The sequence below is a fragment of the Ornithinimicrobium sp. genome, assembly GCF_051004135.1.
In the GTDB taxonomy this organism is placed as follows: Bacteria; Actinomycetota; Actinomycetes; order Actinomycetales; family Dermatophilaceae; genus Ornithinicoccus.
Genome location: NZ_JBPCKQ010000080.1, coordinates 13827 through 27547, shown reverse-complemented (window position 1 = coordinate 27547; position 13721 = coordinate 13827). Strand labels below are relative to the sequence as shown.

14 protein-coding genes are annotated in these 13721 nt (G+C 67.7%); 7 read left to right on the top strand and 7 right to left on the bottom strand.

Annotation, left to right across the window (positions count from 1 at the left end; translation table 11 throughout):
- Window positions 1–47: 47 nt before the first annotated feature.
- Window positions 48–860, top strand: a complete 813-nt coding sequence (locus ACR2FV_RS04765; protein WP_434014556.1) for a recombinase zinc beta ribbon domain-containing protein — start codon at window positions 48–50, stop codon at window positions 858–860.
- Here the strand turns inward: ACR2FV_RS04765 and ACR2FV_RS04760 are convergent.
- The gene (locus tag ACR2FV_RS04760) at window positions 773–1111 is read right to left on the bottom strand and encodes a DeoR family transcriptional regulator (RefSeq protein WP_434014555.1); all 339 of its coding nucleotides are present in this window, start codon (window positions 1109–1111) and stop codon (window positions 773–775) included. The two genes, ACR2FV_RS04765 and ACR2FV_RS04760, sit on opposite strands and share 88 nt — an antisense overlap.
- 53 nt (window positions 1112–1164) lie before the next feature.
- Window positions 1165–1914 (bottom strand): SDR family NAD(P)-dependent oxidoreductase, encoded by a 750-nt coding sequence (locus tag ACR2FV_RS04755; RefSeq protein ID WP_434014554.1) that lies wholly within the window; start codon window positions 1912–1914, stop codon window positions 1165–1167.
- A gap of 228 nt (window positions 1915–2142) precedes the next feature.
- On the opposite strand from ACR2FV_RS04755, the gene ACR2FV_RS04750 reads away from it, so the two are divergent.
- From ACR2FV_RS04750 to ACR2FV_RS04735, 4 genes are read left to right on the top strand one after another with little or no spacing between them, the layout of a single operon-like run.
- The gene (locus ACR2FV_RS04750) at window positions 2143–3027 is read left to right on the top strand and encodes a fumarylacetoacetate hydrolase family protein (protein WP_434014553.1); all 885 of its coding nucleotides are present in this window, start codon (window positions 2143–2145) and stop codon (window positions 3025–3027) included.
- Window positions 3024–4343, top strand: coding sequence for an enolase C-terminal domain-like protein (locus ACR2FV_RS04745; protein WP_434014552.1), 1320 nt, complete (start codon window positions 3024–3026; stop codon window positions 4341–4343). The genes ACR2FV_RS04750 and ACR2FV_RS04745 overlap by 4 nt, the downstream gene beginning before the upstream one ends.
- Window positions 4343–5293: an aldo/keto reductase gene (locus ACR2FV_RS04740; protein WP_434014551.1), complete on the top strand. Its 951-nt coding sequence runs from the start codon at window positions 4343–4345 to the stop codon at window positions 5291–5293. The genes ACR2FV_RS04745 and ACR2FV_RS04740 overlap by 1 nt, the downstream gene beginning before the upstream one ends.
- Window positions 5290–6150: an amidohydrolase family protein gene (locus ACR2FV_RS04735; protein ID WP_434014550.1), complete on the top strand. Its 861-nt coding sequence runs from the start codon at window positions 5290–5292 to the stop codon at window positions 6148–6150. Before ACR2FV_RS04740 ends, ACR2FV_RS04735 begins: the two co-directional genes overlap by 4 nt.
- 100 nt (window positions 6151–6250) lie before the next feature.
- Here the strand turns inward: ACR2FV_RS04735 and ACR2FV_RS04730 are convergent, their stop codons facing one another.
- The 5 genes from ACR2FV_RS04730 to ACR2FV_RS04710 form a co-directional block, all read right to left on the bottom strand.
- Complete coding sequence (locus tag ACR2FV_RS04730) at window positions 6251–7252, bottom strand: substrate-binding domain-containing protein (RefSeq protein WP_434014549.1); 1002 nt, start codon at window positions 7250–7252, stop codon at window positions 6251–6253.
- An 84-nt stretch (window positions 7253–7336) separates the two neighbouring features.
- Complete coding sequence (locus tag ACR2FV_RS04725; protein ID WP_434014548.1) at window positions 7337–8386, bottom strand: ABC transporter permease; 1050 nt, start codon at window positions 8384–8386, stop codon at window positions 7337–7339.
- The gene (locus ACR2FV_RS04720; RefSeq protein WP_434014547.1) at window positions 8383–9900 is read right to left on the bottom strand and encodes a sugar ABC transporter ATP-binding protein; all 1518 of its coding nucleotides are present in this window, start codon (window positions 9898–9900) and stop codon (window positions 8383–8385) included. Before ACR2FV_RS04720 ends, ACR2FV_RS04725 begins: the two co-directional genes overlap by 4 nt.
- Before the next feature lie 122 nt (window positions 9901–10022).
- Window positions 10023–10448, bottom strand: a complete 426-nt coding sequence (locus ACR2FV_RS04715; RefSeq protein WP_434014546.1) for an RbsD/FucU family protein — start codon at window positions 10446–10448, stop codon at window positions 10023–10025.
- A gap of 12 nt (window positions 10449–10460) precedes the next feature.
- Window positions 10461–11084 carry a glucose-6-phosphate isomerase family protein gene (locus ACR2FV_RS04710; protein ID WP_434014545.1) on the bottom strand — a complete coding sequence of 208 codons (624 nt, stop codon included), beginning with the start codon at window positions 11082–11084 and terminating at the stop codon, window positions 10461–10463.
- A gap of 160 nt (window positions 11085–11244) precedes the next feature.
- Between ACR2FV_RS04710 and xylB the strand changes: the two genes are divergently transcribed.
- Window positions 11245–12741, top strand: a complete 1497-nt coding sequence (gene xylB / locus ACR2FV_RS04705) for a xylulokinase (protein ID WP_434014544.1) — start codon at window positions 11245–11247, stop codon at window positions 12739–12741.
- Window positions 12738–13721 carry an NAD(P)-dependent oxidoreductase gene (locus ACR2FV_RS04700; protein ID WP_434014543.1) on the top strand — a complete coding sequence of 328 codons (984 nt, stop codon included), beginning with the start codon at window positions 12738–12740 and terminating at the stop codon, window positions 13719–13721. The genes xylB and ACR2FV_RS04700 overlap by 4 nt, the downstream gene beginning before the upstream one ends.

The following is a 13721-nucleotide window of genomic DNA, read 5'->3' as shown; positions in this document are numbered from 1 at the left end:
ACCCCGCTCTCATCTCGAAGGAGCAGTTCGCGATCGTGCGTGGCCTCATGGTCACCGATGCACCTTCGCTGCCTCGGTCACGACGCTCCGTTCACCCGTACCAGCTTCGCGGCCTTCTTGTCTGCGTGCACTGCGGACGACGGATGCAAGGGGCCTGGCGAGCCAACCGCGCCAACGGCTCCGCTGGACGAGTACTCTACCGGTGCGGTCTGCGGAACATGCGCTCGATACCACCCGAGCTGAGCGATCACCCCCAGTCCCTGTACGTGCGTGAGGACCACATTCTTCCCCCTCTCGACGCATGGATCGCGAAGCTGACCTCTCCCGAGGCACTGGAATCGGAGCAACCGGTCCCTCCTGGCGCCGCCGCCCACTCCTCCCTTCGCCAGCGCATTGGTGAAGTAGACCGGAAGATCAACGCCTTGCTGGCAGCTATCGAGAGTGGGGCGGACATTCCCGCCCTGACCGAGCAACTCTCGCGCCGGACTCGTGAGAGGGAGGGACTCCTGGCACAGTTGCGGGCGACCGATCCCACCCCGCGAGTGACAGCAGAGGAGATGGCCACGGCTCTGGACGAGTTGGGCGGGATCGCCACCGTGCTGGCCAAGGCGGACCCCGCCGACAAGGCGAGACTCTACGGCTCGCTGGGGATCAAGCTCGAGTACGACCACAGCAAACTACTGGTCAGGGCCACTGCAGCGACAGCGTGTGTCCCTGAGCGTGTCCGGACCCCTAGATGCTCAACACCCCACACAGCAGCCATTTCCGCAAGTCACAGGCCAATCTTGACATCAAGAAGTGTCCGGAGGAGGACTTGCCCACATGGCATAAACTGCCTGAGCTTCTCAGTCGGTACGTAATTGCAGTTCTGGGAGCCGTCGAGGCCGGGTGTCTCATCCACCACCGAGCGCAGGCCAGGCCGCACCGCCCCGCCGTGCACTCGCCGCACCGCCCTGCTCCTGGCCAGGTGGTCAAGGTCCGAGCGCACCGTCACCTCGGTCACCTGCATCAGGTCTGCCAGGTCCGTGACCCGCGCGAAACCCTGCGCATCGATGATCTCCAGGATACGGGTTCGGCGAGCATGGGCGGGTGGAACGAGGGGACGCCTCACATGGTCATCATCTGTCCAGGCGCAGCTGGCGTCAAAGCGGCGGCGTCGATCGCTCAATCGGCGGGCAGCCGTAGACCGGTCAACCCCCCGTCGACGGTCAGCGCCACGCCGGTGGTTGCACTCGCCAGTGGGCTGGCCAAGCCGGCCACAGCGTGCGCCACCTCGTCGGCACTGACCAAGCGTCCAGTGGGCTGACGCGCCTGCAACGCTTCGCGCTCTGTCGTCGGGTCCTCGGAGGCGTCGAGCAATCTGGACACCCACGGAGTGTCAGCAGTGCCCGGGTTCACGCAACACACCCGAACGTTGTCCGACACGTGATCGGCGGCCATGGCCCGGGTCAGTGCGAGCACCGCCCCCTTGCTAGCACTGTAGAGGGCGCGCTGCGGCAGACCGACCTCGGCGGCCACCGAGCAGGTGTTGACCACCACGGCTGCAGCGGAACGACGAAGGTGGGGCAAGGCGGCCCGGGTCATCCGGACGGTGCCGTAGACGTTGACGTCGAAGACCAGACGCCACTCCTCGATGGAGTTGTCGGCCACGGTCCCGGCGGCGCCGATGCCCGCGTTGTTGACCAGGATATCCAGTCCACCGGCGCGGTCCACGATGGCCGCCACGGCTGCCTCGACAGCATCGTCGTCGGTGACGTCCGCAGCCAGGACCCGGACGCCGCCCCGCGTGGTCCCCTCCTGCCGGTCGATCGCATAGACCGTCGCACCACGGGCCTGCAGCAGATGGCACACCGCCTCCCCAATTCCCGAGGCGCCTCCCGTGACGACGGCGGTCAGACCGCTGAACTCAGCCATAGCGAGCGTGCCTTCTCCTCGAGGACGGGGTTCAAGTCTGTGCCGCGACGCGCGTGCCGGTCAAACTGGGGACGCCAAACAGGTCGGATCAATAGTTCGTGAGACGACACGGAGGAGCTCTCCCTTCTCAGCCATAACGTCGAGCATAACGTCGAGGCCCTAATAGACGTCTGATGTATGTTGCGGCAAGATGGGTCTCATGTAGACCTCATCGACGAAGGGATCACTGTGGATCTTCTCCGACTGGGCCCACCCGGGCAGGAGCTGCCGGTCGCGCGACACGACCGGCAGCACTACGACCTGCGCCCGCTGACCGCCGACGTCGACAGCGCCTTTCTCGCGGCCGACGGCATCGAGCGCGCCCGCGTGGCAGTACAGGCAGGCCAACTCCCGGAGGTCGCCGGCGCCGAGTCCCTGCGCGTCGGCCCCCCGGTGTCGCGTCCGGGGGCCCTGCTGTGCATCGGCCAGAACTACGCGGCCCACGCTGAGGAGTCGGGCTCGCCTCCGCCGGAGGTGCCGATCCTGTTCTTCAAGCACCCCAACACCCTCGTCGGCCCGGACGACGACGTGGTCATCCCGCCGGACGCCCACCGGGTGGACTGGGAGGTGGAGCTGGCTGTGGTCATCGGGCGTCGCGCCTCCTACCTGCCCTCCCCCGCGGACGCGGCAGCCCACATCGCCGGGTTCACCGTGAGCAACGACGTCTCCGAACGCGCCTACCAGCTCGAGCAGTCCGGTGGCCAGTGGTCCAAAGGCAAGTGCTGTGCCACGTTCAACCCCCTGGGTCCCGCCCTGGTGCCGTATGCGGACGTGCCGGATGTGCAGGATCTGCCCCTCTGGTCCTCGGTCAACGGCCAGGAGCGCCAGAACTCCAGTACCGCGGACATGATCTTCGATGTCGCGACGATCGTGTGGCACCTGTCGCAGTACCTCGTGCTCGACCCTGGTGACGTGATCAACACCGGGACACCGCAGGGAGTGGCCCTGTCCGGCCGCTTCCCGTACCTGCATGCTGGGGACACCATGGAGCTCGGCATCGAGTCGTTGGGCCGACAGCGTCAACGCTTGCTGGCGCACGACGACTCTGCCGCAGACCTGGGCGGCCAGGCATGAGCAGCATCAGGGCGGTGCTCACGCAGGACATCCGCTTCCCGACCTCGCGCTCGCTGGACGGCTCCGACGCCATGAACACCGACCCCGACTACTCGGCCGCGTATGTCGTGCTGGAGACCGACGCCGACGACGGTCACAGCGGCCATGGCTTCGTCTTCACGATCGGCCGCGGCAACGATGTCGTCATCGCCGCGCTCGACGTGCTGCGGGCCCACCTCATCGATCGTGACGTCGAGCCGCTCCTGGACGACATGGGCTCGACCTGGCGCGAGCTTGTGCACGACTCACCGCTGCGATGGCTGGGCCCGGAGAAGGGAGTCATGCACATGGCGATCGGCGCGGTCATCAACGCGCTGTGGGACCTCGCGGCCAAGCGGGCGGGCGAACCGCTGTGGATGTTGCTGTCGGCCATGTCACCGGCCCAGTTGGTCGACCTCGTCGACTTCCGCTACCTGAGCGATGCGCTGACCCCTCAGGAGGCCCTCGCCATCCTCGAGGACCAGGTGCCCGGCCGCCGGCAACGACAGGAGCAGCTGCTTGATCGGGGCTACCCGGCGTACACCACCAGCCCAGGCTGGCTTGGCTACGACGACGCCAAGCTCCAACGACTGTGCCGGGAGGCGGTCACGGACGGCTTCCGGCAGGTCAAGCTCAAGGTCGGTGCCGACCTCGACGACGACATCCGCCGGTTACGGCTCGCCCGCGACGCTGTTGGGCCGGAGATCTCTGTGGCGGTCGACGCCAACCAACGGTGGGACGTGGACGAGGCGATCCGCTGGATCCGCGCACTCGGTGACGACGCGCTGGCCTGGGTGGAGGAGCCGACCAGCCCGGACGACATTCTCGGTCACGCCACGATCGCCCGGGCGATCGCGCCGGTCCGGGTGGCCAGCGGGGAGCACGCCGCCAACCGCGTCGTCTTCAAGCAGTTCCTGCAGGCTGACGCACTGCAGGTGATGCAGATCGATACGGTCCGAGTGGCCGGGGTCAACGAGAACGTCGCCAACCTGCTACTGGCGGCCAAGTTCGGTGTGCCGGTGTGTCCGCACGCTGGTGGCGTAGGGCTCTGCGAGGCTGTGCAGCATCTCAGCATGTTCGACTACGTCGCCGTCTCGGGGACGACGCAGGGAAGGATGATCGAGTACGTGGACCACCTGCACGAGCACTTCGTCACTCCGACCGTGCTGACGGACGGCTGTTACCAGGCGCCGCTGACCCCCGGCGCGAGCACCGAGATGCTGGCGGTGTCCCGGCGCGAGCACCACTACCCCGACGGATCCGTCTGGTCCCCCCAAGGCGTGACCCAGGAGGTCTGATGCTGCCGGCGCTGGGGCTGGGCGGCGCGCCCATCGGCAACCTGTACCAGGCCGTCCCGGAGGACGTAGCGCTGGAGACGGTCCGCAGCGCGATACGGCTGGGCTTCCACCAGATCGACACGGCGCCGCACTATGGGCTCGGTCTGTCGGAACGGCGGATCGGCGCGGCACTCGCCGAGATCGACCGCAGCGACACCCTCATATCCACCAAGGTGGGCCGGATCCTGGAGCCCAACCCGGAGCATGCCCCCGGTCAGCTCGATCCAGCGAACTTCGAGGTGCCGGCCACGCTCCGCCGACGCTGGGACTACACCCCGGCCGGCCTGCGCCGCTCGCTCGAGGAGTCGTTGCAGCGACTGGGCCTGGACCGGGTCGAGATCCTCTACCTGCACGACCCGGACGTGCACGGTCTGGACGAAGGCATCGTCACGGCTCTGCCCGAAATGGTACGGATGCGCGACGAGGGCCTGGTGGATCGGATCGGCGTCGGCTCGGTCGACACCTCCGCCTTGGAGCGGTGTGTCGCCGAGGCCGACCTGGACGTCGTCATGTGCGCCGGAAGGTACAGCCTGCTGGAGCAGCCGGCAGGGCGTCGGCTGCTCCCGCTGTGCCTGGAGCGCGGGGTCCGTGTCATGGCCGCCGGGGTATACAACTCCGGCGCGCTGGCCACCGCGACCATGCCGGAGCAGGTGCTCTACGACTACGCCCCGGCCCCGTCGAGTGTCCTGGACCGGTTGCGCCGACTGCACGACCTCTGCGCCGCGCACGGCGTCGCCGTTCCCTCTGCTGCGGTGCAGTTCGTGGGGCGGCACCCTGCGGTCGAGGTCGTCGTGCTCGGCGCACGATCGCCCGCGGAAGTGAGACAGGCATACGACAATGCGCGAGCCGACATACCCGAGGATTTCTGGGACGACCTGGCCTCCTCCGGGCTCGTGGAGCACGCAGGGTGAGGGTCGTTGACTCCCACCTGCATCTGTGGCGGTTGCCGATATCAACGCAGGACAGCCCGTACGCGTGGATCACCCCTGCTCTGGGACCTCTGCATCGGGACGTCACGGCTGAGGAGGCCGAGGGTGAGCTGGACGCCGCAGGAGTGGGGGCGGCGGTGCTCGTGCAGGCCGACGACACGGTCGCGGACACGGAGTCCATGCTGCAGGTGTGCGACCGCCACGACTGGGCCGCCGCGACCGTCGGTTGGGTGCCGTTGGACACGCCCGAGCAGGCGTCCCGGTTGCTCGACCGATGGCAGCAGCACCGGGCCTTCCGCGGCGTGCGTCACCTGGTGCACGACGACCCGCGCGCCGACTTCTTGGAGCTGCCCACGGTGCGGCGGAGTCTTCAGGCGGTGTCCGACCGGGGTCTGACCCTGGACGTGCCGGACGCGTTCCCTGCCCACCTGTGGCAGGTGGTCGGGATCGCTCGTGACCTGCCGGATCTCGTGGTGGTGTTGGATCACCTGGGCAAGCCTCCCCTGGCCTCCGGCGTGAAGTCGACGGGTTTCGCGGCGTGGGCCGCCCAGCTGCGTGCGCTGGCCGCCGAGCCGTGCGCGGTGGCCAAGGTCTCCGGTCTGCGGATCCCCGGTGCGCGGTATGACGTAGCGACCCTTACCCCGGCGTTGGACATCGCGCTGGAGGCTTTCGGCGCCGACCGCCTGATGTACGGCGGTGACTGGCCGATGACCCTTCCCGCTGGTGGCTACGGCCCCACCCTGGAGGTCTTGCAGGAGTGGGCGGCGCCCCTGTCGCCCAGCGAGCAGTCAGCGATCTGGCACGGGACCGCCGAGCGGGTCTACCGCCTTCCTTCCTGACATCTACGGACGGCTCACGCCCCAGAGACGCCGACGGGAGGGGGGCCGCGCATGTCGCGGCTCCCCCTCCCGTGGTCCTGTCAGCGGGTCGTGCGCGACCTCACTGGTAGAGCTTTTCCTGGATCTCGGGGTTGTCGATGTTGGATTGGTCGTACCAGAACGAGCCGGTGTCGAGGACCGGCTCGACCTCCTCGCCGTTGGCGGCCTTGACCGCCGACTCGACCGTCAGACGTCCGATCTCCTTCGGGTCCTGGGTGATCGCCCCGGCCATGATGCCGGACTTTATCGCGTCGATCTGCGCCTGACCCGAGTCGAAGCCGATGATCGTCAACTCACCGGGCTCCGTACCGAGTTCGTTGGCGGCGTTGACGATGCCGATCGCAGAGCCCTCGTTAGTGCCGTAGAGACCGGCAAGGTCGGGGTTGGCAGCAATGATGGCCTTGGCGATATCCGCGGACTTCAGGTGATCCCCGTCGCCGTACTGGATGTCGACCACGTCGATGTCGGGGTACTCCGACTCGATCTGGTTGACGAAGCCGTCGCGGCGCTCCACGCCGGTGCTGTTGATCTGGCTGTGCGCGACGATGGCGACCTCGCCCTCACCGCCGATCAGCTCCGCCATGTGGTCGGCGGCGAGCGCGCCGGCGACGATGCTGTCGGTCTTGGAGATGTTGACCGGCACCTCGGAGTCGCAGCCGGCGTCGAACTGGACCACTGGGATGTCGTTGTCTTGCGCCTGCTGCAGTAGCGGCTTGCACGCTTCCGGGTCCAGGGCGGCGTAGCCGATGGCGTCGGGTTGGCGCTCGATGGCCGTGCGCAGCATCTGAAGCTGGGCGTCGACCTCGGTCTCAGAGGCGGGGCCGTCGAAGGTCAGGTCGACGTTGAGCTCGTCGGCGGCCTCCTGTGCGCCGGTGTTGACCGCCTGCCAGAACTGGTGCTGGAAGCCCTTGGAGACCAGGGCCACATCCATCTGTTCGCCGCCGTTGGCTCCGCCGGCGGAGCCATCGGCGCCGTCGGTGCCGGTGCTGCCGCCGCCGCAGGCGGCGAGAGTGAGGGCGGCCACGATGCTGGTGGTCACCAGGGTGATACGCGGATTCTTCACGAGTCTGCTCCCTTGCAGTTGATTGCGGTTCGGGGGTTCAGGGGTGTCAAAGGGGATGCCCACGAGCGTGAGCCGGGACCGTCGTCAGCCACCACCTTCGCTGCGGCGCTTGCGTAGGTTGTCCGCGTAGACGGCGATGAGGACGACGACGCCGACGACGACGGTCTGCCACTCCGACTGGATGGCCATGATGCGCAGACCGTTGATGAGGACGCTCATGATCAGGGCTCCGATGAGCGTGCCCAGGATGGATCCGCGCCCTCCGAGCAGCGAGGTGCCGCCGATAATCACCGCGGCGATCGCCTGAAGCTCATAGCCCATGCCCAACTGGGGCTGGACCGAGTTGAGCCGCGCGGCGATGACCACGCCGGCCAATCCGGTCGCCGAGCCGGCCAGCGCGTAGATCGTGATGAGCCAGCGGCGGGTGTTGATGCCGGACAGCCGGGTGGCCTCCTCGTTGCTGCCGATGGCGTAGGTCATCCGGCCGAGGATGGTCTTGGCCAGGATCAAGCCGAACACCAGAGCCAGGCCGAAGAGGACGAGGACAGCGTTGGGGATCTTGGGGATGAGACTGCCCAGCGCGATGTCGGAGAAGCCCGGGACGTCAGTGAGGTAGATCGGGCGGACACCGGACAGCACCAGGGCCAGCCCCTGGGCGACGAGCATCATCGCCAAGGTGGCGATGAAGGGTGGCAATCCGAGGAACGCGACGTTGAATCCGTTGACCAGACCGATGAGGGCCCCCATCGCGATGCCGCCGATGACTCCGACGATCAGCGGCATCCCGGCGTCGGTCAGCAGCAGGCCCGTGATTACCGAACACAGGGTCATCCCGGTGCCGATGGACAGGTCAATTCCACCGGTGATGATGACCAAGGTGGTGCCCACCGCGAGGATGCCGATGACTGCGGTCGAGAGCAGGATCGAGCTCATGTTGCTGACCGTCAGGAAGTTCGAGCTGGCGATGGAGAAGAAGATGATCAGCGCGATGAGCGTGCCGAACGCCAACATCTGCTGTAGGCCCTGACCGAGCCGGGAGCGCAGCGATCCGCTGTCCGCCGTGTTGTCCGGCTTCCGGTCGGGTGGGGCCTCGGACGCGGGCTCGGCCGCCCGCGTACTGGTCGATTCGCTCATGCTGCGACTCCCTCGTCGATATTCTTGGTGGCCAGTTGCATGACCCGTTCCTGGTCGGCTTCATCGGTGCTCAACTCGCCTGTCACGCGACCCTGCGCCATCACCACGATGCGGTGGGAGACGCGCAGGACCTCGGGCAGCTCGGAGGAGATGACGATGATGGCCTTGCCCTCGTCGACGAGCTCCTGCAGGAGGGCGTAGATCTCCTCCTTGGCGCCCACGTCGATGCCGCGGGTCGGCTCGTCGAAGATCAGCACGTCGCAGTCGCGGGCCAGCCACTTGGCGATAACGACCTTCTGCTGGTTGCCGCCGGACAGGTTCTTGACCTTGGCCCGGCTCGACGGAGTCTTGATCCTCAGCGACTCGATGAATCCCTCGGTGACCTTGAGCCCCTTGGCCGCGCGGATGACACCCAGGGGTCCGAGGTACCGGGACAGGGACGACATCGTGAGATTGAACGCGACGTCCTGGTCGAGCATCAGACCGTGCCGCTTGCGGTCCTCCGGCAGATATCCGATGCCGTTCTTCACGGCCACATGGGGCCCGGTGATCTTCACTTCCTCCCCGTGCACCGTGATCGTCCCGGCGGTGATCGGGTCCGCTCCGATGATTGCCCGCGCCGTCTCCGTGCGACCCGCACCCATCAGGCCCGCAAAACCGACGATCTCGCCGTGGTGCACGTCGAAGGAGATGTCACGCAGCAGATGTTTGGTCGACAGGCCGCGGACCGAAAGCACGATGTCGGACATTGAGCGGGGGGGCTGAGCCTTCATGTGGTGCTTGTCGGCGAGCTCGCGACCGACCATCATCCCGATGATCTCCTCGTCGGTGACCTCGTCCACGCGACACGTGTCGACGTACTCCCCGTCGCGTAGGACGGTGACCCGGTCGGCGATCTGGCGCAGTTCCTCCATCCGATGGGAGATGTAGACGATGCCGACTCCCCGGTCGCGCAGTGATCGGATCAATCGGAAGAGCACTTTGGTCTCGGCGAGGCTGATGGCCGAGGTCGGCTCGTCCATGATGAGGATCTTGGTGGCCTCGAAGGACAGCGCCTTGGTGATCTCGACCATCTGCTGCTGAGCGACGGTGAGATCTCCGACCGTCGAGGTCGCGCTCAGCTTGATCCCGAGCTCCTCCAGCAGAGTCTGCGTCTGCTTTCGCAGCACGCCCTCGCGCAGCACTGGACCCATCCTCGGCTCCCGGCCGAGGTAGACGTTCTGGGCTACGTTCAGGTGCGGCAGAAGGTTCATTTCCTGATGGATGATGCTCACCCCCAGCTCCTGAGCAGCACGCGGCCCTGGGATGCTGACCTCCTGCCCGTCGATGGAGATCGTCCCCGAGTCCTTGGTGTAGATCCCGGACAGGATCTTCATCAGGGTGGACTTCCCCGCCCCGTTCTCACCAACGAGGGCGAGGACCTCGCCGCGGTCCAGGACCAGGTTGACATCCTGCAGTGCCTGGACGCCCGGGAACCCTTTGGAGACGTCACGGATCTCGAGGAGCGGACTCATCGCTCACCTTCTTCGTCGAAGTGTTGTAACAGGCCAACCGGCCTGATCGAGACGCTTGCATCTCGTGTGTGTGTTCCAGAGTAGCGAAACATCCTACCTTTGCGGTAGTTGAGGCGGGCTGACTAGACGACCCCCTTGCGCAGCAGGTAGCAACTGTAGGGCACGGTTTCACCCGTCTGGACGAAGATCATGGCGTCCCTGGCGCGCTCGTAGAAGGCGAATCTCTCCACGGAGCCGATCGCGACCTCGCGCCCCTCCGCGGCCTCGGCCACCACCTGGAGGGACCGGGTCGCGTCGGTGATCTCCTCGGGCCGGCCGTCCACCTCCATCCGATCCACGCAGGGGTCGACGAAGTTGTCCAGGGGGAGGACCTGCAGGATGGCCCGCGCCGCGGACTCCGTGTCCGCTCCGCGCAGGTCGACTACGGGGACCTCATACCGGTATGCCGGGAAGTTGCGATCGACCAGCCCCACCCGGTCGCCGTGCCCCAACTCGTCCAGGAGGCGCAGCAGCCGTCCGGTCAGCAGGGGGTCGATGTTCTTCAGCACAGGGATCTCCGATCAGTAGGGGCGGGAAGGCGCCCGCGTGCGGGGCGTGTAGCCGGTGTGGTCGGGGTTGGGTCCTACCCTCCAGCCATCGGCCCCGTCGCCGACCACAAGCGTGGCCATGCCGCCCGCTTCGGCAATGAGGGTGTAGTCCTGGCCGGCGTCCGCGGCGTAGCAGAACATCGTCACGAAGGGGACGTCGCCGACGTTGACGCTGCGGTGCACCCAGTGCCCCGGCACGTGAGCGGCCTGCCCGGCGGTGAGCTCGACCGTCTCGCTGCGACCGTCGAGCGTCTCCAGCAGCATCACGCCTCTCCCGGACAGGCAGTAGTAGAGCTCGGCACGGTTGGCCCTGGCGTGCAGATGGCCTCGGGTCAGCGCGAACTCCTCGCCGATTCGGCCGGGCAGCACCGTACTGGTGCCGACGATGAGGGCACCGTCGTCGTCCACGGTGCGGTGCTCCTGGACCGTGTAGACCAGATGGTCGGGGCCGTGCCTCTGCAACTGCTCCCGGTAGGCAGCGTCGTCGCGGTAGACCCCACCCATGTCCCCGAGGTGCTTCTCGTAGCCCGCGCTGGCACCCGTCATCTGCCCGGTGGGCTCGAGCACGAGCCTCGCGGGCTCGGCAACAGCGACCATGGCCGGCTCCTCTCCTCGTGACTCGACGCGGACTCGGGTATCGGCTCGTCAGGTGCGCCCCAGCGTAGGGGAGGAATCCTGTAATGACAAGCCCTTGACATCCTGTAGGTGCACGTGCCAGGGTCACGTCATCCCCGACCCCGGCAGGTGACCCCGTCCCATGCTCGTCGCCCACGATCTCGGCACCACCGGCAACAAGGCATCCTTGCACCAGGACGACGGTGCCACCGTCGCGTCGGTCACGGTGGAGTACCCCGCGCACTTCGGGCGCGACGGCGTCGCCGAGCAGGACCCCGAGGACTGGTGGTCGGCTGTCGGCGAGGCCACCCGACTCCTGCTGGAACGCACCCGCACCGGCCCCGGAGAGGTCTCCGGCATCGGGATGTCGGGGCAGATGATGGGCGCGGTGTTCCTGGACGGAGAGTTGAATGCAGTCCGGCCGGCCATGATCTGGGCCGACTACCGCAGCGTCACGCAGGCGCAACAGTTGGTGGAGCGCGTCGGATTCGACGCCGCGTACGACGAGCTGGGGCACCGCATCCACCCGACCTACACGCTCGCCAAGGTCATGTGGCTACGGGACAACGAGCCGCAAGCCTGGGAGCGCACCCGTCACGTGTGCATGGCCAAGGACTTCGTGGTGGCCCGGATGACCGGCGTGCTGGTCACAGATCCTTCGGATGCCTCCGGCACGAATGCCTACGACCAGGTCGGCCATCGATGGTCGGACCGGATGCTCGAGGCCGCCCGGATCCCCGACCGGGTGCTGCCCCGAATCGTGTCCTCCACCACCGTCGTGGGGGGCCTCACCGCTGCAGCCGCCGAGCATCTCGGTTTGGAGGTCGACACCCCGGTGGTCCTCGGGGGTGGCGACGGCCCCATGGCGGGGGTCGGTGCCGGAGTCATCACCTCCCAGGACGCCGCCTACGTCAGTCTGGGCTCCTCTTCGTGGATCTCCGCGTCCAGGACCCAGCCCCTGCACGATCCGGCCAAGCGGTCGATGACCTTCGACCACGTCGTGCCCGACCACTTCGTGCCTACGGCCACCATGCAGGCCGGAGGGGCGAGCCTGAGCTGGGTGATGGAGCTGTTCGGCGGCGACGACGCGACCTACTCCCGACTCCTGGCCGAGGCCGACGAGGTGCCCGCAGTCGACGAGGACTTGTACTTCCTCCCCCACCTGATGGGCGAGAGGTCCCCCTACTGGAACGCGGCTGCAGCGGGGACGTTCGTCGGGCTGCGCCGCCACCACCGGCCGGCCCACCTGGTCCGCGCCGTTCTGGAGGGCGTGGGCTTCAACCTGCGGACCTGCAAGGACGCGTTCACCGACAACGGCATCGAGGTGGGCGCCCTGGACGTCATCGGCGGCGGGGCCCAGAGCGACGTGTGGATGGGGATCCTCGCCGACGTCTGGCAGGTGCCCGTGCGACGGCGCAGCATCGTGGCGGACGCCAACAGTCTGGGGGCAGCCGTCACCGCTGCCGTCGGGCTCGGGCTCGTCGACGGCTTCGAGACGGCGCGGTCGCTGTCCGAGATCACTGCGACCTTCGAACCGGACCGCTCTCGGCAGGACCGGGCTCACCCTCAGCACCGTCGCTTCCTCGACGCCTATCAGCAGCTCGAGCCCTGGTTCGAGGGGCGCGAGGCATCCCCATGAACGACACGGTGGTCGTCACGTCGCGCTCGTTCTCCAGCGGCGAGCGCGACCTGGTCGACACCTTGGACAGGGCAGGGCTGCGCGTCGTGCGCTGCCCTGCGGATCACGATCTGAGGACCTTGCAACCTCATCTGGCCCACGCCGTGGGCTGGATCGCCGGCACCGGTCCGGTCATGGCAGAGCACCTCCAGGCCGCCCCGGCCCTCAAAGTTCTCGCCCGCTACGGTGTCGGGGTCGACGCCGTGGACCTGGACGCGGCCGCCGCCGGCGGCGTGGTGGTGACCAACACCCCTGGCGCCAACAGCGAGGCCGTCGCAGAGCACACGATCGCCCTGCTGATGGCGGCGCTCCGGTCTGTTGCCGCAGGCGATGCGATGGTGCGTCGCGGGGACTGGTCGGTCATCCGGGGCCGCCAGCTGTCCGGCTCCGTCGTCGGAGTGGTTGGCTTCGGCCGCGTCGGCCGCGGGACGGCACGGCAATGCGCCGCCCTCGGCTGTGACGTCCTCGTGCACGATCCGTACCTACCGGAGCGCGAGATTGCCGAGGACGGGCATACGCCGGTTCCGTTGCAGCGGCTACGCACCGCCTGCGACGTGGTGGCGTTGCACGCCCCCGGAGGGGCCGTGCTCATCGATGCCGCATGGCTGGAGGACTGCCGGCCGAGTCAGCTCGTCGTCAACACCGCACGCGCGGACCTCGTCGACGAGGGTGCCGTCGCCATGGCGCTGCGTGAGGGCCGCCTGTTCGGCTACGCCGCAGACAGCCTGCAGACAGAGGCCGACCAGGACGGCACCTCTCCTTTGCTGGCCCCGGACCTCAGGGCCCAGGTGACGGTCACCCCCCACCTCGGGGGACAGACGACCCAGGCCATCGACCGCATGGGGGAGGCTGCCGTGGCTGACGTCCTGGCCGTGCTGAGCGGCAGGCCTGCCCATCACCCTGTTGACCTGCCGGTCACGGCCCGCGGCAAGGAGAGCTGA